A 22,648-nucleotide genomic window follows, 5' to 3' on the forward strand; every position below is an offset into this window, starting at 1 on the left:
CCAACTTATTGTTATCGCTTATTTGGCGTACTAGGGATCAGTGATCTCTAGCAATTATATATTCTGCAATCGCTTTGAGTCGACCTGTATCGGCATCTATTTCAGACAAAGCGTTAATTGCTTGGTTCACAAGATTTCGCGCTTTATCTTTCGCGCCTTCAATGCCTAGTAAAGCAGGGTAGGTTGCTTTGTTGGCTTCGATGTCAGACCCTTGTGGTTTACCTAAGGTGTGTGTATCACCTTCAACATCAAGAATGTCGTCTTGAACTTGGAATGCAAGGCCAATTGCTTCAGCATAGCGTGCTAGTGCCGCAATTTCTAATTCGTTGGCATTACCGGCAAGAGCGCCCATCTTAATTGCCGATTTAAGCAGTGCACCGGTTTTTAATTTATGTACTTGCTCAAGTTGAGTTAGGGTAATTACCGAATCGGTTGCGGCAATATCAAGTGCTTGTCCGCCACACATACCCAATAATCCAGACGCATTTGCTAATGTGTTTACGATTTTTAGCTGGTTGTTAACAGTAGTGCCATTGAATTGTGATTCAGTAATGGTTTCAAATGCTAAACATTGTAGTGCATCACCTACTAAAATTGCAGTCGCTTCATCGTAGGCAATATGGCATGTTGGTCTGCCGCGGCGCAGTTCATCATCATCCATCGCTGGCAGGTCATCGTGTACTAACGAATAGCTATGAACGCACTCAATTGCGCATGCAATTCGGTCTAGATCGGCGTTGTCGGCGTTAAATAATTCACCTGTTAGGTAAACCAAAATCGGTCGTAAACGTTTGCCACCATTTAATAAACTGTAGCGACATGCGGCTACGAGCTTTTCATCCGTGTGATGTGACGCTGTGCTCAGCGCGCTCAAGTTTTCTTCAATGCGCGGTATATACGCAGAGATTATAGAGTCGACAGAATTCAATGGAACGCCTATTGGTTAAAATCCACAAGTTGGGCATTGTCATTTTGCCCCATCAAGATTTGCACTTTTTGTTGTGCTTGCTCAAGCTTTTGTGATGAAGCTGAGGCGAGGGCAATACCACGCTCAAATTGCTTTAACGCTGTTTCGAGAGGCAAATCACCGTGTTCCATTTCAGTGACAATTGTTGAAAGTTCTGAAATGGCTTCTTCGAAGCTTAAATTTTCAGGCTTTTTGCTCGCCATAAGTTACCTGCCACGCAAAGTAAAAAAGAATTGGCTAATTTTATGGTTATTGCCGCGCTAATTCAATTTAACTTGCTAAATATCCTAACGAATGTGCTTTAACGCTTTGTTTTACTCCTATTTGAGCTAAATTAATTTGTTAAAGGTTGGGTTAAAGCGCATAAATTTGTGATAAATGCAGCTAAACTTTATTGCTAGCAGTATTAAGGTGATTCTGTCTGGGGCTTATAATGTCACTGTTTTTATTAAAAGCTAAGTTGATGTATGCAAAATAAATTACTAATACTTTGCTAGCGCTTGCCGATAAATAAAAGTAAATTATTATAATAGTTACGGTATCTTGTCTTCACGCAAGCATATTGAGCCTCAAATTTAAAACCCAAACTTGGTTTATAAGTATTACAACTGGGAGTCAAAGTGGATTTAGCAACGGTTATAGGCATTGTCGGTGCAATTGGTTTCATTGTGATGGCAATGGTCATGGGTGGTGATATTGGTATGTTTGTCGATGTGCCCTCAGTACTCATTGTATTTTGTGGTTCATTATTTGTTGTACTCTCTAACTACACTATGGGGCAATTTTTTGGCATAGGTAAAGTCGCTGGTAAGGCCTTTATGTTTAAAATTGAAGCGCCAGAAGAACTTATCGAAAAATCAGTAGAGCTGGCTGACGCTGCCCGTAAAGGCGGCTTTTTAGCACTAGAAGAAGCTGATATCCCTAACCCTTTTATGCGTAAAGGCATTGATATGCTAGTGGATGGCCATGACGCTGATGTAGTGCGTGCCACATTGCAAAAAGATATTAGTTTAACAACAACACGTCATGAAGCTGGTGCTGGATTATTTAAAGCACTGGGTGATGTTGCGCCTGCGATGGGCATGATTGGTACCTTGATTGGTCTGGTAGCCATGTTATCGAACATGGATGACCCCAAAGCCATCGGTCCAGCAATGGCGGTTGCCTTACTTACAACACTTTATGGTGCATTCCTTGCGAACGTAATCGCCATTCCAATTCAAGCTAAATTAGAAAACCGCAAAGACGAAGAGCAACTCAATCAGCGCTTAATTTTAGACGCTATTTTAGGTATTCAAGATGGCCAAAATCCAAAAGTGATCGAAGGTATTTTGAAAAACTATTTAGCAGAGTCTAAACGCCAAGTGGATACTGAGGGGTAGACGATGTCGGACGAAGCAGAAGAGTGTAAATGCCCGCCCCCCGGATTACCGGCGTGGATGGGCACCTTTGCTGATTTAATGTCGCTATTAATGTGCTTCTTTGTATTGTTATTAGCTTTCTCAGAAATGGATGTACTGAAGTTTAAGCAGATTGCAGGCTCGATGAAGTTTGCATTTGGTGTACAAAATAAGATTGAAGTTAAAGATATTCCAAAAGGTACTAGCGTTATTGCGATGGAGTTTCGTCCAGGCAAGCCCGACCCAACGCCGATAGAAACAATTCAGCAGCAAACCGTCGAAATGACTCAGCAAATGCTTGAATTTCAAGCCGGTGAAGAAGACAGTGCTGGCGGCAGACAAGAGCAACGCGGTAATCGCCGAGGTGGTGAATCTGCAAGTACCTCTAAACAAACCGCCAGTGAAGCGCAGCAAGAAAAAACCAACGAGCTACTTAAAAAAATCGCGCAGCAGCTGGAACAACAAATTATTGATGGCGCAATTGAATTAGAATCACTCGGTCAGCAAATTGTGATCCGTATTCGCGAAAATGGCTCATTTCCGTCGGGTAGTGCATTTTTACAGCCACAGTTTAAGCCGATTATTCAAGAAATAGCAGCGTTACTAAATGATGTGCCCGGCGAAATCACAGTATCGGGTCATACCGATGATTTTCAAGTGAGCAACGAGCTTTACACTAATAATTGGGATCTTTCAGCTAAGCGAGCCGTTGCGGTAGCAACGGAAATGCAAAAAGTACCGTCGTTTGACAAAGGTCGCATGGTGGTAATTGGCCGAGCAGATACTAGACCGTTAGAGCCGAATGTTGATGAAGAGTCGCGCCGCCGTAACCGTCGGGTTGAAATATCGATTATGCAAGGTAAAGCAAAAGAATCGACACCTATAGAGCTACAGTAAATTAACGGTCTACGCTAATTAAGAACTGAGACGAATTATGGCAAGTCAGAATATTAGTGTGTTCTTAGGCTCGCTGCTGTACTTAATACACTGTTTTTCTGTTGTTTACGGATTGATATTTTGAATCGTTAATATTAATGCTGCGAGCCTTTGGGTACCGCTAACGTCGATTATTGCATTAGTGATCCCCACATTGGGTTATGGCCGGCAACTGGATTATCGCAAATAACGCTCGAAGTATGCGCAATAATAACGGCCTTTGTTTATTTTAAAGCATATCAACGCCTCGAAAAGCGCGCTTACTTTGTTGGCAAAGAGAGTATTTGGTCACTCGATAAGTTACAACTAAACGTTGCAGGCGCTGCAAGCATCGCAAAGTAAACCGTTACTTGCATAGAGACTGTACAAAAAGGTGTTTGTTTTATAGGCAAACACCTCTTTGTCATAACATGAAATAGTTTTTCATGAAAAAGTACTTGTGTTTTTTAGTAATTTCAGTAAGTTGAAAGATGCCTTAAGGCAAAACAACTACAAGGAGATAATTATGAAAACAGTAGATAAATTTTCTTATATGCCAGGTACCGGTGGTAACGGCGGTGGCACTGATGATGAAAACAAAAAATAGCATTCGCTAATGCCTATTAAAGAGCTGCTTATTTCAATAGGCAGCTATCAAACTTTACTTGTTGTTATTTCTTTTTTACTTCTTGTAGCTTTAAAGCAAAAACAAGGAGCTGTTTTTGCTGGCGCCACAGCGTTCTTTTTTTTGCTCGCAAATTTTTACTTTCCTTATTTAATTGAGTGGGATTCAGAAAACCTTTATCGCTACTTTATTTGGTTGCTTCATGATTTAGCATGGATGGGCAGCATTGCTTATTTAGGTTTAAAAGATAAAGTCTCCTGGCGTCAATCAGTGCTTGGTCAGCTTTTTTGTATTCCAATTATCTGCTTAAATGCATTTCGTGCAATGGATATGGGCTTTAACAGCTTTAACTTCTCATTGGCACCTTATCAATTTATATACCCTGTGTTTGAAACAGCTATCGTTGCACTTTGCTGGATGCCGATTTTTGTTTATTTAAAAAACAAATTCTTTGTAAAATCACAACCTGCATAATTCTTTATTAGCATTTAATTCATAATACGATATAGTTAACTGTAATTATATACAGTTGTTTATTTTGATTTGAAACTTTATATCGCAGAGAAACCATCATTAGGGCGTGCTATTGCCGATGCGTTGCCAAAACCTCATAAAAAAATGGATGGCCATATTATTGTGGGCAATGGTGATATAGTGTCTTGGTGTATTGGTCATTTGCTCGAACTTGCAGAGCCTGACGAATACCACGAACGCTACAAAAAATGGAATTTAGCGGATTTACCGATCGCGCCCGACACTTGGCAATTAAAAGCCAAAGCCAAAACCCGTAAACAACTCACCTTGCTTAAAAAACTCATAAAACAAGCCAGTCAACTTGTGCATGCAGGCGATCCTGACCGTGAAGGGCAATTGCTGGTGGATGAAGTCATTAGTGAAGCGAACGTATCGAAAACAAAGTTAGATACTACAGAGCGCTTACTGATTAGCGACCTTAACTTAAACGCTGTTAAAAAAGCGCTTGCCAACTTAAAGTCGAATCGCGATTTTATACCGCTGTCAGTTTCTGCGTTGGCGCGCTCGCGTGCCGATTGGTTAATTGGCATGAACTTAACCCGTGCTTATACCATTAAAGGTAAACAAGGCGGCTATACCGGAGTGCTCTCGGTTGGTCGGGTGCAAACACCTATTTTAGGGTTAGTTGTGCGTCGCGATTTAGAAATCGAAAACTTTGTCAGCCGCCCATTTTATGAAGTAATGGCTGAGAATATCACAGAACAAGGTGAACAATTTCAAGCTAAATGGCTGCCAAGTGAGGCATGCGTGCCATACCAAGATGAAGATGGCCGAGTGCTTCATAAGGGCCTTTGTGAAAATGTCATTAGCCGCATTACGGGGCAACAAGGGCAGGTGTTATCTGTGGAGGAAAAAACCAAAAAGCAAGCACCGCCGCTACCTTATAATTTATCGGCACTGCAGATCGATGCGGCAAAGCTATTTAAAATGCCAGCCAAAAAAGTGCTGGATATTTGCCAAAGCTTGTATGAAAAGCATAAGTTGATTACGTATCCGCGTTCAGATAATCGTTATTTGCCAAAAGAACACTTTTTTGAAGCAGCACAAGTGCTTAGTGCGATGGAAAATAACAAAGGGCAGAGCACTGAGTTAATTGCTAACGCCGATACCTCAATTAAACATAAATGCTGGAATGATAAAAAAGTGGAAGCGCACCACGCTATTATCCCCACCGCTAAAAAGCTCAAAAGTGCGAGTTTAGGCTTTGAAGAAGAAAAAATTTACGGCCTTATTTGTCGCCAATATTTAGCACTGTTTTACCCAGATTTTATTTATCACGACACAACAGTGTTGGTAGAAATTGCTGGTGGTAAGTTTAAAGCGACTGCAAAGCGCGAAAGCCAACTAGGCTTTAAAGTGCTGATGGGTAAAAGCGAATTAAAAGACGAAGTAACTTTACCCGCGCTTTCAAAAGGGCAATCATTTACCTGCCAACAAGGGCGCTTAGTTGAAAAAAAAACTGAGCCGCCACAGCATTTTAATGATGCCTCTTTGTTAAGTGCCATGACCGGAATTGCGCGCTACGTGGATGATGCCGAAATTAAAAAAATCCTGCGCGACACCGACGGCTTAGGTACCGAGGCCACCCGTGCGGGCATTATTGAATTACTATTTAAACGCGGTTTTTTACAACGCCAAGGTAAACACATATTAGCCACCGAAACCGGCAAAGCCTTAATCAATGTATTACCTGAAAAACTAACAAAGCCCGATATGACCGCGCTTTGGGAGTCGCAATTAACGCAAATTGCCGAAAAGCATGGTAGTTACATCAGCTTTATGTCACCACTACTTAATGAATTACAAGGGCATATTGAGCTGGCTAGTAAAACACCCGTTACTGGATTTAGTAATTTACCCCCGCCCAAGCAAAAACCGTTTAAGCGCCGATACAAACGTAAAAAGCCGGCTTAAAGCAAACCGTCACGTTTGTAAATTAGCGTCATTTCACCGCTTTCATTAGTTACGTATGTAAACATTGCTGAGCTGTTTTTAGACCACGTTTGCTCATCTAACAGGCGGGCAAAGTTCATACCGATCATCAGTGTATGCTGTTGATTAGGCTGAACTGTGATTTTGCAATGGGTTGATTTACAACTGGAGTTAACCAAGGTGACATCTGAAAACTCAAGCCTATCAGCAAAAAGTTGTACGATATTTTGCTCAGTTTCAGTTGCCCACGCGTAATCGATTTCCTCATTTTCAAATAGGTTGAGGGCATCAGCTACAAAGTCGGTAGGTCCTTCTGAATTTTGTTGTGTCGCGACCTTGTTTGCCAATTCAGTTTGACCAGACTGTTCTGGGATCGACGTCTCAATATTTGCTAGTTCGGAGTGTGAAGTAGTTGGTTGTGTATCGGCATTTGTGTCATTCGTTAGTCGTTGATTAAGCCTTTCAATCTCAAACTGCAATGCTGCAACTTTGTTATCTCCTGTTGTCACGCTCGCGAGCTTCTTTCTTAATTCGATTAACTGTTGTTCTTGCATAAAAGTGGTTTCTTCTTGAGATATAAGCTCATTACTTAAGCCTGAAATTGTTAGGCTTTGTTGGTAACTCATATTTGCAAAGTAAAGAGTTGTCGCACCTAGTAATACAGGCGCAATAAAGTGTTTCATATTAAGTCCTTTTAGTTATTGTTGTTTTGTTAAAGTACCACTTACCTATTCAGCTGCCAAATTATAGTGGTGAATGTAAAGCTATCCCAATTTTGGGATGTGGTTTTTTAAATGTCATCCCAAAATTGGGATGTGATAGAAGTCTAAAAATTTCGATTTGATAGTAACACACTGTTATTATTGTCTTTTATTGTTTGGCACGCTCTTTGATATAGGTCTATTACCAATGCAAACATAATTAGGCATTTAAAATGGACATTATCAAAACTAAAAAAACACCGTTTTACAAAAAGAAAGCTGCAGTATTTTCTGTGGCAGCTGCACTTTTTGCAGGCGCCGTTTATGGCGTTACGCAAGTGGATTTTGCGAGTGCAACGGTTAAACGTTCTAACTTACTAACAGCAGAAGTTAAAGCAGGCGAATTTACAATTAAAGTATCGGGCCATGGTGTGTTAGCACCGCGCGATGTGCGCTGGGTTGCCAGTAATGTTGAAGGTAAAGTCGAAAAAATTCTTATGAAGCCAGGTGCAGCGGTTAATCAAGGTGACTTAATTGTTGAACTTGCTAACCCTGAACTAAAGCAAAAAGTGGAAGAACTACAGTGGGAGCGCACAGCGCTTGAAGCTGAGCTAGCTGCACTAAAAGTAAGCCAACAAACCAAATTACTGGATATGCAAGCAAGCTTGCTACAAACCAAAATGGCCTATGATAAAGCTAATATGCGTTTGCAAGCAGAAGAGCAATTAATTCAAAAAGGTAACGCAACGGTGTCTCGTCTTGATTACGAAGGTTCAAAACTGACTGTGTCACAGCTAAAAGAAACCCTTGCGATTGATAAGCGCCGTGAAATGCAACTTGGCGAAAACTTAAAAGCAAACCTTACCGCGCAGCAAGCGCGTTTGGAAAAACTAAACAAAACCATTGAGCGTGCCGAATTTCAACTTGCATCACTAAAAGTAGTGGCGCCAGTTTCAGGTATTTTACAAGCAATGCCGCTTGAATTAGGTCAGCGAGTATCACTTGGTAGTAATGTTGCAAAATTTGCTAAGCAAGATGATTTAATTGCTGAAATAAAAATCCCAGAGCTTAAAGCATCCGCTATCGCGCTTGGTCAGAGTGTGGCGATAGATACCCGCTTTAACACCATTATGGGTAAAGTTAAGCGAATCGATCCTGCGGTTGTAGAAGGTACGGTACAAGTGGATGTTGAACTTGAAACACCGTTACCGCAAGAAGCGCGCCCCGATCTCTCTGTTGATGGCGACATTATAGTTGCTAAAAAAAGTAACACCTTATTTGTGCGTCGCCCAGCATTTTCGCAAGCTGAGCGCACCCTAAGTGCTTTTAAACTGGTTGAAAATGGCCGTTATGCTGAAAAAGTAGCGGTGACCTACGGTAAAGCATCAAGCACCGAAATTGAAATTGTAACTGGATTAGCCGTGGGTGATCAGGTGGTAATCTCTGAGCAAAGCGAATTTTCACGTCATGCACGTGTTGCGCTGAACTAATCCAAAACCACATTAATAACGAATTTTGAAGGAATAATCACATGAATACACTAATTAAACTAACAAACCTAAAAAAAGTATTTGCTACCGATGAAGTTGAAACTCACGCACTAAGCGAGATTAATTTAGATATTAAACAAGGCGAGTACGTATCAATTTCAGGCCCTTCAGGTTGTGGTAAATCAACCTTACTATCAATTTTAGGCTTACTGGATACCTGCTCGGGTGGCAGTTTTGAATTAAATGGTCATCAAGTAGCTGGGCTTGATCACAAACAGCGCGCATATATTCGTAACAAAGAAATCGGTTTTGTATTTCAATCGTTTAACCTGATTAGCGATTTAACGGTAGAAGAAAACGTGACATTGCCACTGACTTACCGTAAAGACTTAACTAAAGCCGAGCGTAAGCAAATGGCCATGGCAGCGCTAGAAAGAGTTGATATGAGCCACAGAGCAAAGCATTACCCAGCGCAACTTTCTGGTGGTCAGCAGCAACGTGTTGCTGTAGCGCGAGCCATTGTTGGCAACCCTTCAATTATTTTAGCGGACGAACCAACCGGTAACCTTGATTCTAAAAATGCCGAGCTAGTGATGGCGTTACTAGACAAGTTACATGCAGAGGGCACCACTATTTGTATGGTTACTCACGACCCGCGTGGTGCAAAACGAGCTGAGCGTATTGTGGAAGTATTTGATGGCCGTATTGTTGGCGATACGCAAGCGCAAGTTGCAGTAGCATAAGGAGAAATGCCATGTTAGACGATATTTTATATGCTGTGCGTGGAATGCTTAAAAACCCACGTTTTGCAGCGCTAACCACCTTTGTTATGACCATTGGTTTAAGCTTATGTATTTATATGTTCAGTTTTATTTTCAATACATTAAGCGGCACTATCCCACTTGAAGATGGCGAGCGTTTACGCAAAATTACGACGGTAGTAAATGGTGTGGCGTATGATGGTACGTCGGTGCGTTACCAAGAATACTTGGACATTGTTAATCAACAAACCAGCTTTGAGTTTTTAGATGCTTACGATACGTACACTGTAACCGTTTCAACAAGCGACCGTGCTATTCGCTATTCATCACACTTTGTCAGTGAAGAATTCTTTAAAGTGTCGGAAGCAAAACCAGCGCTTGGTCGTTTATTAACAAAAGCAGATTCTACCAGCAATGAGCGTGTAGTAGTGTTAGGTGATTTTGTATGGCGTGAAATGTTTGCGTCTGACCCAACAATTGTCGGTCAAAAAGTACGTATCGATGGCAAAAACCATACAGTAGTTGGGGTAACAGAGCCTGGTTATCGCTTTCCTGACTTTGCGCAAATGTATATGCCGTTTAAAGTCGAAAGCCAAGGTATTGCGCGAGAAGATTCTAATTACATAGCAGTTTACGGCTTGTTAAAAGAAAGAGTGTCTGAACAGCAAGCAAATCGCGAAATGGAGACCATTTTTGCGGAGTTTGCTCGCCAGTATCCAGAGCTAAACTCAACAAAAATTGGTTTTGTTTGGACCTTCCAACTGGAAAAAATTGGTAAAGGCGGTGATGCGCTGGTACTTGCTATGGCGTTAGCGGTGCTATTTATTTTAGTTCTTGCGTGTGTAAACGTGGGTAACTTGTTGTTATCTCGCGCTATTGAGCGCAATAAAGAAAGTGCAATTCGTACAGCGCTTGGCGCACCACGTTCTGTGCTTATTCGCCAATTAATGTGTGAAAGCTTAATTATTAGTGTACTGTCTGGTTGCTTAGCCGTGTTAATTGCCGGCTATGGTCTCGATTTGACGTTTGACTACTTTTTAAATTCGCTGCCAATTGAACCACCATTTTGGTGGCAAGCAGGGCTTACGCAAACAAGCTTACTGATCACTGTGGTAACAGTGTTAAGTACCATACTAATTACAGGTGGCTTACCTGCATGGCGTGCAACTAAAACCGATATCAACGCAGTACTGCGTGATGGCACACGTGGCGCGCAAAGCAAAACGGCAGGTCTACTTAGCAAGGTAATTGTTGGTTTAGAAGTAACTTTATCGTGTGCGCTTATTATGCTTTCAGCAGCGATGCTTAACTTAGTAAGCAAGATGAATGACGCAGATTACGGTGTTGCAATTGATAACCGCGTTGCAGCACGTATTGCACTGCCAAGTGAACGCTACGGAAAAGAAAACATTGAAAGAGCAAAACAGTATTATCGTTCACTTGAAGAAAAGCTAACTGCAAACCCTGCAATTGAAAGTGTTACGTTTAGTCAGTCATTGCCGCATACTTGGGGTATTTTCCAAAATATCTCGGTTGAGGGAGTAGATTACGGCAAAAACCCAAGTTACCCAGGTTCTAATGTGAACATTGTTATGAATAACTACTTTTCAGCAATGGAGATGACATTGTTGGAAGGGCGCTTATTCAATAACACAGATTCAGCAGGAACAAGCCTAAATGCAGTAGTTACTAAAAATTTTGCTGAAAAACATTTAGCGGATGAAAACCCTATCGGCAAGCGCATTAAATTAATGGAAATGGATAATGCCGTAGTGACCATTGTGGGCGTTACTAACAATGTCATATTTGGCCAACCATTTGATCACAATAGTGATGAGGCATCGATGTTTTTGGCTTATCAGCAGTTCCCTCGTTTGAATATGAATGTGGTAATTAAAAATGCGCCTACAGCAACTGCAATGCATAACCCTGTAAGCTTATTAACTAAAGCTGCGGTTGAGTTAGATGCTGATGTTGCACCTTACAGCATCACTGACATCCAAGCGGGTATTGACAGTCGTTTATCGGGTATGAACTTTATTGCTAATATCTTTATCTTATTCGCTATCTCGTCAATGGTCATTGCATTTAGTGGTATTTACGGTGTTATGGCTAACTCTATTGTGCAAAAAACACAAGAAATCGGTGTTCGCCGAGCGCTTGGTGCAGATAACAGAAATGTGTATAACCACTACCTAATGCAAGCGACAAAACAGCTAGTGGCTGGCTTAATTTTAGGTATTCCAGCTGGTGTGCTGTTAGTAAAAATGCTAGAGCAAGGCAGTATGGCCGAGGGCTCACTGCTTGTTTATATTGGTGTACCAGTATTAATCAGCTTAGTAATTATCCTTGCGGTTGTGCTACCAGTTCGTAACGCACTTAATATGGAACCATCAAGTGCACTTAGGCACGAATAAATAAAATTAAATAAAAAAACCAGTGCTTGCACTGGTTTTTTATTTATTGATTTAACCAAAGTTAACTTTTACCCTAAAACCACTATCCCGCATTATGCTTACTTAATAAGCTAATAAGAATTAACGCAGTAAAGGATAAATTGTGTCTCATATTTTAATTGCTGATGACGATCTTAGTATTGTTGCCGCACTTCGCCTTTTTTTAAAAAGCGAAGGGTTTAAAGTCACTACAGCAAGTTCGCCAGCAGAAGCTGCTTTTTTTGTAAAACAAAACGACATTGATCTCGCTTTAATCGATTTAAATTATTACGCTGATACTACCTCTGGTCAGGAAGGTATTAATCTTACCGAACAGCTCGCAGCTCTAGATGAAAGCTTGGCAATTGTTTGTATGACTGGATGGGCAAGTGTTGAAATTGCCGTTGAGGTAATGAAAGCCGGAGCGGGTGATTTTGTCGAAAAGCCATGGGAAAACGAACGCTTATTAACAGTCATCACCAATCAGCTTAAATTGCGCGAGCAAAAACTTCAAAACCAAGTGCTTAACCAAGAAAACCAAAACTTAAAAAGCGAACTAGCACACAATGAAGGTGAGTTGATTGTTGAATCTGCACCGATGAAAGCCCTGCTTGCACAACTAGTGCAAATTGCCAAAGCCGATATCAATGTGCTGATCACCGGGCCAAATGGCACCGGTAAAAGTTTACTCGCGCAGCATATTCATACGTTGAGCAGCCGTAATAACGAACGCTTTGTTTCGGTAAATATGGGCGCAATCAGCGAAAGCTTATTTGAGTCTGAATTATTTGGCCATGTAAAAGGCGCTTTTACCGATGCCAAGGAGAATCGTATTGGCCGAGTTGAACTTGCCGAAAAGGGCACCTTGTTTATGGATGAAATTGGTAATATTCCGTTGCCACAACAAGCAAAGTTACTACGCTTATTAGAAGAGCATCAATTTGAAAAAGTTGGCTCAAGTAAAACCCAAGCCGCTAATATTCGTTTAATTTCAGCAACCAATGCCAATTTAGATGCGATGGTAGAAGACGCTACATTTCGCCAAGATTTGCTATACCGTTTAAACACCTTTGTGGTGCGTTTACCAAGTTTAGCTGAGCGTAAAGATGACATATTGCCAATGGCGAATAACTTTATTGCTAAAGCGGCTAAACGTTTTAATAAACCAGCGCCAAGTTTATCGCCTGCGGCGTGCGATGCACTAATGACATATGATTGGCCGGGCAATGTACGCGAGCTATCTCATACCTTAGAGCGAGCGACGTTACTTGCCGTAAGCGAAATCAGCCCAGAGCATCTAATGCTAACGCCAAGTGCAGCTCAAATCTCAGAGACTCTTGAGCAAACAACCACTAAGTACCAAGGCACCATGGATGACATTGAAAAAGCGGTGATTGAACAGCGTTTAATGGAATACCAAGGCAACGCATTGGATACGGCAAAATCACTTGGCTTAAGTCGCAGTGCGTTTTATCGTCGACTCGATAAGTTTGGTATCTAATCGTGAAAAACTTTTTCAATCAGTTACAACGTTCGGTGTTGTGGGCAGCGCTGCCGGGCAATTTTATTGCGCTGGTGATGATTTGGCAGGCGGACTTCAGCATCTATTTGCAAGCACTGGTGAGTGTGTTACTGATTTTAGTGGTGTTGGTTAATCTTTATTACTTGTTTGATAAATTAAACGAGCAGTTTTTGTCGTTAGCAAATTTAGTTGAAGCGTTAAATGTAGGTGATTACACCTTGCGTGCTAAGGGCGCTGCTGAGTCATCGGCGCTTGGCGATTTAGTTCAGCAGATTAATCGACTTGCAGACAACTTATCAACCACACGCTTTGAATATAAAGAAAGCCAGTTGTTATTAGCGAAACTGATTAAACAAATTGGCGTAATCATTTTCGCGTGTGATGAAAATCAAAAAATTACCTTGGCAAACCCTGCGGCCGAGCGCTTTTTTGAGAAATCTGAATCTAAGTTGATTAACCATACGCTTGCGGATTTAAATTTGGTCGAGCTTATTGATGCGCCCAATAATCAGTTAGTGATGGTTGCGAATAAACAAGCATCATCTCGCTTGCATTTGTATCGTGATAATTTTAGAGAAGCAGGTAAGCAGCATAACTTGTTTATTTTATCGGATTTAGAAACAGTACTGAGCCATCAAGAACAAAAAGCATGGAAAGACTTAGTGCGTGTGTTAAGTCATGAAATTAATAATTCGTTGTCGCCCATTATTAGCTTAACCGACACGATAAATAAAATATCATCGAGCTTGCCGATTGACGGTGAAGACAAAGAAGATATTCAAGGTGGCTTAACCATTATTGGCGAACGTGCAACTCGCTTAAAATTCTTTATTCAGGGTTATCGTCAACTTGCGACTTTACCTGAGCCGCAAAAGAAACCGCATGATTTAGTAAAAATAATCTCAAGTAGTACAGAGTTACTTGGTTACCCCTGTAATTTACATTTAGCAGATAACTGCATGGTTGAGGTGGATGCGGCTCAATTAGAACAGTGTTTAATTAATTTATTGAAAAATGCCCATGAAGCAGCGCCAGATCACACGATAGATATTTCACTTAAGCAAGATGAGCAACAAGTAGTGATTGAAATCAGAGATTTAGGCACAGGCATTAGTAACCCTGACAACCTTTTTGTGCCTTTATACACCACCAAAAAGCAAGGCACAGGAACGGGTCTTGCGCTGTGTCGCCAAATTGTATCAGCGCATAACGGAGTGATTTCACTTAGCAACCACCCTGAACGTGGTTGCGTTGCAAAAGTGGTGTTGCCTGTTAACTAAAACGAGCGATTGAATATGGGGTTAAATCAATTAAGGGTTTAACTCCTTGCACATCACAAGCGATAAGCTCGGCACAAATTGCCGCAAGGGTTAGACCTAGGTGCTGGTGGCCAAAGTTAAAAAATACATTGTTGTGCTTTGGTGCGCGTCCAATCACAGGCAGTGAGTCGGGTAGCGTAGGGCGAAAACCCATCCATTTTTTATCTTGCTCAGGGTGGTCGTCTACCATATTCGGCCAAATAGATTCGCCAAGTTGCTTTAACATATCTGCACGGCGATAAGTTGGTGCTTTGTTAAGGCCTGCAAATTCTACTGTCCCCGCAAGGCGTAAACCTTCTTGCATCGGGGTTAAAATAAACTTTTTCTCAAATGAAACAACCGGCATAGTTGGCATGTTCTCACTACTTACCATGTAATGATAACCGCGCTCTGTATCAAGTGGCACGTTATAACCAAGTTGTTTACACATTGTTTTGCTGTGAGCACCGGTACACATTACGAGTGCATCAAACACTAGGTCATTGTGGTTGGTACTTATGGTTACAGCTGAATCGGTAGTAAATAGCGATGTGACTTCAACTTGTTTAAAGCTAACACCTAACGATTTTGCATGCTCAAATAGCGCGAGGTTTAATTGATATGGGCTACAGGTGTGCCCTACATCAGTAAAATATAAAGCATGCGTTATATTTTGATGTAAGCCCGGTTGTAATTCATCAAGCTCATTGCGTTCAAGTAGGGTGACATTAACACCCTCATTTTTATAGTGTTCTAGTGTTGTAAGCGCATTTTTTCGCGAGTCTGACTCAAAGGTGAGTAAGCTGCCATTTAAATGGAATAGTCCTTCGCTATTACTTGCTTGAGTAAGCCGCTGCCATGCGTTTATTGCCGCGCAGTTTAGTTTTTTTAACGCTTCTTTGTTTTGCTTGAAAATGCGCGGACGCATATTTGCTAAAAATCGCACAAACCACGGTAATGCTTTAAATAAATAACTCGGACTAATACGCAGTGCTCCTTTTGGATCGAGCAGCATTTTTGGCAGTTGCGGCAATAAAGAGGCCTGCGCCAATGGGAATACTTGCTCAGTCGCAAAGTGCCCCGCATTACCTTTTGAACAGCCTTCGCTAATACCTTGTTTATCGAGTAATGTGACTTGATAACCACATTGTTGCAGCTGAATTGCGGTTGCAATACCAATTACGCCAGCGCCAATTACAGCGACATTTTGATTAACCGATCGAGAGGTGTTTTCCATTAGATTAAAATAGTGCTTTACATTGTATACAATATACATTAACTTAATCGGTATACAATGTACAGTATCACTTTTCGAAGTAAAAACAAATGAAACTAAATTGGCAATATGTGCAGCCGTTTTTCACAACACAATGCAAAAATGCAATGACACATCTAGATATGGTTTTAGCGTACGACGTATAACAATTAGGCTTTCCCCTTAGCCAAGGTGTGCATCAAGGTGCACGCCTATTTCGCATTATAAGAAGTAACAATAGATAGGAGTGCAGCAAGTGAAGAAAGGGACCTATTTTTGTATTGATGCCCATACCTGTGGTAATCCAGTGCGATTGGTAACCTCGGGGCACCCTGTGCTTGATGGTAATACCATGGGTGAAAAGCGTATGCACTTTATGCGCGAATTCGACTGGATCCGCCAGTCTTTGATGTTTGAGCCTCGTGGTCACGACATGATGTCGGGCGCGTTTTTGTATCCCCCCTGTTCAGATAATGCCGATGCGTCCATTTTGTTTATTGAAACTTCTGGCTGCTTACCTATGTGCGGACATGGCACGATAGGTACGGTTACAGCGGGTTTAGAAGCGGGGCTTATTCAACCCAAAGAGCAGGGTAAATTGATTATTGATGTGCCAGCAGGGCAGATCAATGTTGAATATCAGATGACTAACAACAAAGTTGATTGGGTCAAAATTTATAATGTTGCGGCTTATTTAGCACATCGTGATATTGAAATTGACGTGCCAGAGCTTGGCAAAATCAAACTCGATATCGCTTATGGCGGTAACTTTTACGCCATTGTTGAGCCGCAAGAAAACTTCCCTGGCATTGATAAATGGTCGCCTGGGGATATTTTAAAGTTCAGTCCATTGGTACGCGAAATTGCAGGGCGTGCCGTGGAGTGTATTCACCCAGAAGATAGTAAAGTAACAGGGCTATCGCATGTGTTATGGACCGGCGCACCAAACACTGAAGGGTCTACCGTCGCAAACGCGGTGTTTTATGGTGATAAGGCGATTGACCGCAGCCCGTGTGGTACAGGTACATCGGCACGTATGGCGCAACTGCATGCCAAAGGCTTGTTAAAACCAGGCGAAAAGTTCGTACATGAAAGCATTATTGGCAGTCAGTTTGTTGGCACCATTGAGTCAGTAACCGAAGTTGGCGGCATTACTGCCATAAAACCATCGATTCAAGGATGGGCAAAAATTACCGGATACAACCAAATACTAGTGGATGATGATGATCCCTATGTTAATGGTTTTCAACTTGTTTAAAGGGGAAAATAAATGTTTACAGGATTAAGTTTTATTAATAACGAATGGACTTCACAAGGTGAAGGTTCATTTAACGCAATAAATGCATTTGACCATACACCACTTGAGCCTGCATTTAAAAACTGTAGCCTTGATCAGCTAGCACAAGCATGTGATGTGGCAGATGCTGCATTTAAGATTTATCGTAAAACCACTAAAGCTCAGCGTGCAGCGTTTTTAAATGCGATTGCAGATGAACTAGCAAACAAAGAAGATGAACTTGTTGCACGTACTCCTCTTGAAACCGGTTTACCTGAAATGCGTATTAAAGGTGAGCTAGGTCGTACTGTTGGTCAGTTACGTTTATTTGCAACAAACTTAGAAAAAGACGTTGAGTTTATCGCTGAAGATGCAGCATTACCTGAGCGTCAGCCTTTACCGCGTCCAACATTAAAAATGGCAAAAATTGCGATTGGTCCGGTAGCTGTATTTGGGGCAAGTAACTTTCCACTTGCATTCAGCGCGGCTGGCGGTGATACAGCCTCGGCATTAGCGGCAGGGTGTCCTGTGGTTTATAAATCTCACTCAGCACACCCGGGTACCAGTGAAATTGTGATTCGCGCAATTGAAGCGGCAATTACTAAATGTGATATGCCAAAAGGTGTTTATCAGTTATTACACTCAAAAAGTTATGATGTAAGCCACGAACTGGTTAAAAATCCAAAAATCCAAGCAGTTGGCTTTACAGGTTCGTTTGGTGTGGGTATGGCACTGCAAGACAGCATAAAACAGCGTAAGCAGCAAATTCCATTTTATGGTGAGCTTGGCTCAACAAATCCGCAAGTACTGCTTCCGGGGTTTGTAAAAGGCCAAGAAGATAAACTAGCAGCAACATTTATTGCATCGCTAAATATGGGGGCAGGTCAATTCTGTACCAATCCAGGTTTATGGCTAATTGCTGAAGAAGAAACTGAAAGTTTCAAGCAAGCTGTAGCAAAAGAAGTGGAAGTGTCTGCACCGCAAGCCATGTTAACACCAGCTATTTTAAAAGCGTATCAATCGGGATGTGAAAACTTCGCAAGCAATGCGACGCTTGTTGCAAGTGGTCAATCTGAAGCACTTCGTTGTAGCACGCAAGTATTTGCAACTACAGCAACTGAGTTCAGAAACAACAAAGCATTGCATGAAGAAGTATTTGGGCCTGCTGCGTTAATGGTAACGTATTCATCGAATGATGAATTAATAGCACTGATTGAAGAACTTGAAGGTCAACTAACAGCAACAATTCATGGCAGCGAAGTTTTAGTTCAGCAACATGCTGATATTACCGAGTCGCTAAGTTATGTTGTTGGCCGTTTAATATACAACCAAATGCCAACAGGAGTGGAAGTGTGTGATGCAATGATGCACGGCGGTCCATTCCCAAGTTCAACAGATGTACGTAGTACGTCTGTAGGCAGCCAAGCAATAGAACGATTCTTGCGTCCTCTATGTATACAAAATGCATTTTAGGGTCTGTTGATCTTTCAAGTTCGTTTTTGCAGTAGCTTGATTGGGTTTTATGCAAGGAAGAGGCTGCGTGGCATAGTTATTCTATGCGAGTCTGCCGATAACAAAGCAGAAAAGCCAATCAAGCACTGCCGGAAGGTTTTTCCGAGCGCGCTTTTATCATTGTTGCCCGATATTTGCTTAGGCGACTAGGCTACACATCGAGCGCCGCGATAAAAACACGCTCAGAAAAACAAAAATAGAACAGCAAAGATTAACGGACCCTAGAGTTCGTATGAAATAATTGTGTGTTCCCGTTCTAAGGTAAAAGGCCAGCTTTGCTGGCCTTTTTTTATAATTTGTATAAACTATTGCCAAGTTTATACAAAATACAAAGAGATAAAATGGGGCTAGCATATAAAACACGTACTGAATTTGTAGTGGATGCAATTCGTGAAAAAATCTTAAAAGGCGAAGTAAAATCCGGTCAACCGTTACGCCAAGCAGCGCTTGCGGAAGAGTTGGATGTAAGCCGTATTCCTGTACGTGAAGCCCTATTACAACTTGAAGCAGAAGGCTTAGTTAAGTTCCAAGCGCATAAAGGTGCGGTAGTGACCGAGCTTGATGCCGCACATGTTGATGAGCTTTTTGAATTAAGAGCTATGTTAGAAGCTGATCTCCTTGCTCGCTCTATTCCAAATATGAATGCAACTGACTTTGATCATGCTGAAGAATTATTATCTAAGTTAGATGAAGCGCTTACCCATGAAGACAGTGCCAACGTATGGGCAGATTTGAATACTAGTTTTCATACCTATTTATATCAGGCAGCTGAGCGCCCACAAACGCTAGAAATGGTAAATATTTTAAATAAAAACTCTGATCGCTATATTCGTATGCACTTATTACTTGCTGGTGGTATCAAAAAAGCAGGTGGTGAGCATAAACAGTTAATCGATTATTGTCGTGCCGGTGACACGAGCAATGCCTGTCAGCTACTTAAGCAGCACATTCTTGGTGCAAAAGAAGAAATTAAAGCACTGTTGATTGAAGAATAAGTGCTAAATGAATAAAAAAACCAGCCTGATGTGGCTGGTTTTTTTGTTTTAAACGCTTAGCTACAAAAGCTCAGAGAAATTACTTTTTAATTAACGGTAATTGTTTTTCACTCCAGGCGAGGTAGTCACCTTCTAAATGCTTTAATTTAAAGCCTTTCTTTGATAATACATCTTCAAATAAGCTCGCGCGACGACCCGAACGACAATACACAACTAGCGTCTGATCTTTCAGTGCTTCTAATACCGACATGTTTTCTTCAATTTGATTATGCGGAATATTAAGTGCGCCTTTTACATGGCCATCGTTAAACTCTTCTTTTGAGCGCACATCTATTATGGTGTAAGCATTAGCCGACATTTGGTTTTCAAGAAGTTGCTGCTGCGTAATAACTGGCGTATTAGCAAAACAAGCAACACTAAATAGTAGTGATGCAACAAATGCGATGTATTTCATGGTAGGTTCCTTTAGTTGTTATTAAATAGATCAACAGCGGCTTGGCTCATAGCCGTTACGCCTGTTTTTATTGTCAGTGGGTAATCTGGCGCAAACTTACTTGAATGAAGCGAGGGTAGCTTGGTGCCATTTTTGATTGCGCTTTTATACTCTGTTGGGTTTACACCACCAAGCCAAAAAATAGTAATTGGCACATTTTCATCGGTGCGACCAAACAGGCCAAAATCTTCACCCGCCATTACTGGTTCGGCTTTTAATGTATTGTCTTTACCAATTGCTTTTTTAATACTGGCAGTAACACGTGTCGCAAGCTCTGGGTTATTATAAGTAGAAGGAATACTTTCCGACTCGTGTACGATTACTTCAGGTAGTTCGTTTTCTAAAAGACCAGCGCTTAGTGCAATTCCTTTAGTAATACGTTTAATCGCCGCAATTTGTTGATTGCGCACGTCAGGATTATAAGAGCGTAAAGTAAGCTGTAGTTTCACTTGATTTGAAATAATGTTGTGTTTTGAGCCACCATGAATAGAACCGACCGTAATCACGTTTGGTTCGAGTGGCGATACTTCGCGACTTGGAATGGTTTGCAATGCCAGTACAGTACGTGAGGCAAGTACCACGGGGTCGATAGTCGTGTGTGGGTAAGCGCCGTGGCCACCGCGACCTTTTATAATCACATCAACCGAATCTACATTTGCCAATGCATACCCTGGAGCAATTGCGATTTTACCTGCAGGCGCTGAGGCGCTTACATGAAGTCCTACAACATAGTCCGGTTTGGCAAATTTAGTATACAAACCTTCTTTTAACATGGCTTTTGCGCCGCCACCTACTTCTTCAGCTGGTTGCGCAACCATCATCAAGGTACCTTGCCAATCACTTTTGTGTTCAATTAGCTGCTGAGCTGTACCAATAAAACTGGTCATATGAATATCATGACCACAACCATGCATCACACCTACTTTATTGCCGCTTTTATCAATCACAGTTACTTTTGATGCGTAATCTTTATTTGTTTCTTCAATAATCGGTAAGCCATCAGTATCTGCTCGAAGCATAACAGTTGGTCCGTTACCATTTTTATAAATACCAACAACGCCAAAACCACCAACATTTTTAGTAACGCTAAAACCCAATTGTGTTAACTCTTTAGCAAGTCGCTGAGACGTCGCTTTTTCTTGGTATGACAGTTCAGGGTTTTGATGGAGGTGTTTATACAATTCGTTTAAGGTGTTTTGCTGGTTTGTGTTTGGGGTGAATTGACTGGCAGCAAGTGCACTATTACTTATAAGCAGTGCTGATAGGAATGCATATTTCATTTGTTATTCTCTTTCTAAGCATTGTTTTTTAGTTATATTGCCTCCATATTGAAACTAATTGAAGTTAATAATTAATTTTATATGTCGAATATTATTGAACTAACAGCTGAAAGCTTTCAGCAAGTTATCTCAGAAACAGCTCCTGAAACACTTATTGCTCTGTACTTTCATACTCAGCAAGCGCCTGAATGCGCAACTATGACACCAATGCTTGAAGCAAAAGCAGCGCAATACGCTGAACACTTACTATTAGCTAAGTTAAATTGCGATGTTGAGCAAGCGTTAGCATCTCAACTTGCACAGCAAATTGGTCTTCAGGGTATTCCTGCTATTTTACTTTTAAAAGGCGGTGCACCTGTTGATATGTTGCCAGGACCGCAAACGCAAGAGATGTTAGATGCTGCATTTGAAAAGCATTTACCTAATGCTGAAGATCTACTTGTTACTCAAGCACAACAATTACTGAGCCAAGGTAATTACTCTGAAGCCTATACAAAAGCAAAACAAGCTTATGACGTAAATGCTCAAAACAGTAAGGTTAAGCTCATTCTTGCAGATATCTGCTTAAACATACAAAAAGTAGATGATGCCGATGCGCTGTTGTCGACTATTCCAATGGTTGATCAAGATGCCTACTTTAATAACTTAAAGGCTAAAGTTGAATTAGCGCAAGAAGCTAAGGACTCGCCAGAGATAAAACAATTAGAAGCTGAAATTGAAAAAGACGAGACTAACTTTGCCGCAAAAGTGAAACTAGCAGTGCAATACGATCAGGTCGGTCGTAAAGAAGAGGCATTAGAAACCTTGTATAGTGTACTGCAAAAGGATTTAGCATTCGGCGATGCACGTAAGATGTTTTTAGATGTAATCGCCACATTGCCAGATGGTGATGAGTTAGCAGGGAAATATCGTCGCAAGCTATATAGTATTCTTTACTAACACACTGTATAAAGGAGAAGGAGCCAAAAGGCTCCTTTTTTATTTCATATTGTTTTAAAAAATATGACATATAAATTTGCAATCCTGAAAGATTGATCGATACTTAAATTCCTCTTTTTGAGTTCAAATGCTCAAAATCGCATATTTAACATTCGGTTTTGTAGCCTTGATGTTAAATTTAGAATTAAATCGCTATTTTTTACAAAAAACTCAAAAAAAGGGTTGCGCCCAAATCAAATCTCTCTATAATGCGCCTCCACCAACACGGGGAACGACGCAGCATAGCAGCGAATCACGAGTTGGTTGAGTCAAGTAAAA

Annotated in this window: 20 protein-coding genes; 14 read left to right on the top strand and 6 right to left on the bottom strand. The window is 41.2% G+C overall.

Annotated elements, in window-relative coordinates; all coding sequences use genetic code 11:
- Nucleotides 1-37: 37 nt before the first annotated feature.
- Complete coding sequence (gene ispA, locus AN214_RS12475) at nt 38-895, bottom strand: (2E,6E)-farnesyl diphosphate synthase (protein WP_408002964.1); 858 nt, start codon at nt 893-895, stop codon at nt 38-40.
- Between the two features lie 41 nt (nt 896-936).
- Entirely contained in the window at nt 937-1,170 is a 234-nt protein-coding gene (xseB, locus tag AN214_RS12480) for an exodeoxyribonuclease VII small subunit (protein WP_010561680.1), read from the bottom strand.
- A gap of 417 nt (nt 1,171-1,587) precedes the next feature.
- Here xseB and pomA point away from each other — a divergent pair, with 417 nt between their 5' ends.
- The 5 genes from pomA to AN214_RS12505 all read left to right on the top strand — a co-directional run bounded on the left by pomA (nt 1,588) and on the right by AN214_RS12505 (nt 6,355).
- A complete protein-coding gene (gene pomA, locus AN214_RS12485) occupies nt 1,588-2,349 on the top strand; it encodes a flagellar motor protein PomA (protein WP_010561679.1) in 762 nt (253 codons plus the stop codon).
- Between the two features lie 3 nt (nt 2,350-2,352).
- Nucleotides 2,353-3,264 carry a flagellar motor protein MotB gene (locus tag AN214_RS12490; RefSeq protein WP_054980022.1) on the top strand — a complete coding sequence of 304 codons (912 nt, stop codon included), beginning with the start codon at nt 2,353-2,355 and terminating at the stop codon, nt 3,262-3,264.
- A gap of 150 nt (nt 3,265-3,414) precedes the next feature.
- Nucleotides 3,415-3,645, top strand: coding sequence for a hypothetical protein (locus tag AN214_RS12495; protein WP_054980023.1), 231 nt, complete (start codon nt 3,415-3,417; stop codon nt 3,643-3,645).
- Nucleotides 3,646-3,898: 253 nt separating this feature from the next.
- Complete coding sequence (locus AN214_RS12500) at nt 3,899-4,381, top strand: hypothetical protein (RefSeq protein WP_054980024.1); 483 nt, start codon at nt 3,899-3,901, stop codon at nt 4,379-4,381.
- 69 nt (nt 4,382-4,450) lie between these two features.
- Nucleotides 4,451-6,355, top strand: coding sequence for a DNA topoisomerase III (locus AN214_RS12505; protein WP_054980025.1), 1,905 nt, complete (start codon nt 4,451-4,453; stop codon nt 6,353-6,355).
- On the opposite strand, the gene AN214_RS12510 is transcribed toward AN214_RS12505, so the two are convergent.
- On the bottom strand, nt 6,352-7,056 hold the full coding sequence (locus AN214_RS12510) for a hypothetical protein (RefSeq protein WP_054980026.1): 705 nt from the start codon (nt 7,054-7,056) through the stop codon (nt 6,352-6,354). The two genes, AN214_RS12505 and AN214_RS12510, sit on opposite strands and share 4 nt — an antisense overlap.
- A gap of 251 nt (nt 7,057-7,307) precedes the next feature.
- Between AN214_RS12510 and AN214_RS12515 the strand changes: the two genes are divergently transcribed.
- The 5 genes from AN214_RS12515 to AN214_RS12535 all read left to right on the top strand — a co-directional run bounded on the left by AN214_RS12515 (nt 7,308) and on the right by AN214_RS12535 (nt 14,562).
- A complete protein-coding gene (locus AN214_RS12515) occupies nt 7,308-8,564 on the top strand; it encodes an efflux RND transporter periplasmic adaptor subunit (protein WP_054980027.1) in 1,257 nt (418 codons plus the stop codon).
- Nucleotides 8,565-8,605: 41 nt separating this feature from the next.
- Entirely contained in the window at nt 8,606-9,307 is a 702-nt protein-coding gene (locus tag AN214_RS12520) for an ABC transporter ATP-binding protein (protein WP_010561670.1), read from the top strand.
- A gap of 11 nt (nt 9,308-9,318) precedes the next feature.
- A complete protein-coding gene (locus AN214_RS12525) occupies nt 9,319-11,742 on the top strand; it encodes an ABC transporter permease (protein WP_054980028.1) in 2,424 nt (807 codons plus the stop codon).
- 142 nt (nt 11,743-11,884) lie between these two features.
- On the top strand, nt 11,885-13,261 hold the full coding sequence (locus AN214_RS12530) for a sigma-54 dependent transcriptional regulator (protein WP_054980029.1): 1,377 nt from the start codon (nt 11,885-11,887) through the stop codon (nt 13,259-13,261).
- Between the two features lie 2 nt (nt 13,262-13,263).
- Nucleotides 13,264-14,562: a PAS domain-containing sensor histidine kinase gene (locus AN214_RS12535; RefSeq protein WP_054980030.1), complete on the top strand. Its 1,299-nt coding sequence runs from the start codon at nt 13,264-13,266 to the stop codon at nt 14,560-14,562.
- On the opposite strand, the gene AN214_RS12540 is transcribed toward AN214_RS12535, so the two are convergent.
- Entirely contained in the window at nt 14,555-15,856 is a 1,302-nt protein-coding gene (locus AN214_RS12540; RefSeq protein ID WP_235576752.1) for an FAD-binding oxidoreductase, read from the bottom strand. The genes AN214_RS12535 and AN214_RS12540 overlap by 8 nt on opposite strands.
- Before the next feature lie 235 nt (nt 15,857-16,091).
- On the opposite strand from AN214_RS12540, the gene AN214_RS12545 reads away from it, so the two are divergent.
- The 3 genes from AN214_RS12545 (at nt 16,092) to AN214_RS12555 (ending at nt 19,618) form a co-directional block, all read left to right on the top strand.
- Nucleotides 16,092-17,093 carry a 4-hydroxyproline epimerase gene (locus tag AN214_RS12545; protein ID WP_054980032.1) on the top strand — a complete coding sequence of 334 codons (1,002 nt, stop codon included), beginning with the start codon at nt 16,092-16,094 and terminating at the stop codon, nt 17,091-17,093.
- A gap of 12 nt (nt 17,094-17,105) precedes the next feature.
- Nucleotides 17,106-18,584 (top strand): aldehyde dehydrogenase (NADP(+)), encoded by a 1,479-nt coding sequence (locus tag AN214_RS12550; RefSeq protein ID WP_054980033.1) that lies wholly within the window; start codon nt 17,106-17,108, stop codon nt 18,582-18,584.
- Between the two features lie 380 nt (nt 18,585-18,964).
- On the top strand, nt 18,965-19,618 hold the full coding sequence (locus AN214_RS12555) for a GntR family transcriptional regulator (RefSeq protein WP_054980034.1): 654 nt from the start codon (nt 18,965-18,967) through the stop codon (nt 19,616-19,618).
- A gap of 79 nt (nt 19,619-19,697) precedes the next feature.
- On the opposite strand, the gene AN214_RS12560 is transcribed toward AN214_RS12555, so the two are convergent.
- Together AN214_RS12560 and AN214_RS12565 are read right to left on the bottom strand one after the other, a co-directional pair.
- Nucleotides 19,698-20,072: a rhodanese-like domain-containing protein gene (locus AN214_RS12560; protein WP_054980035.1), complete on the bottom strand. Its 375-nt coding sequence runs from the start codon at nt 20,070-20,072 to the stop codon at nt 19,698-19,700.
- 11 nt (nt 20,073-20,083) lie between these two features.
- Complete coding sequence (locus AN214_RS12565; RefSeq protein WP_054980036.1) at nt 20,084-21,391, bottom strand: amidohydrolase; 1,308 nt, start codon at nt 21,389-21,391, stop codon at nt 20,084-20,086.
- A gap of 81 nt (nt 21,392-21,472) precedes the next feature.
- Between AN214_RS12565 and AN214_RS12570 the strand changes: the two genes are divergently transcribed.
- Complete coding sequence (locus AN214_RS12570; RefSeq protein WP_054980037.1) at nt 21,473-22,330, top strand: tetratricopeptide repeat protein; 858 nt, start codon at nt 21,473-21,475, stop codon at nt 22,328-22,330.
- The last annotated feature ends 318 nt before the right edge of the window (nt 22,331-22,648 follow it).

It is taken from the genome of Pseudoalteromonas sp. P1-9, from assembly GCF_001399975.1.
Lineage (GTDB): Bacteria > Pseudomonadota > Gammaproteobacteria > Enterobacterales > Alteromonadaceae > Pseudoalteromonas.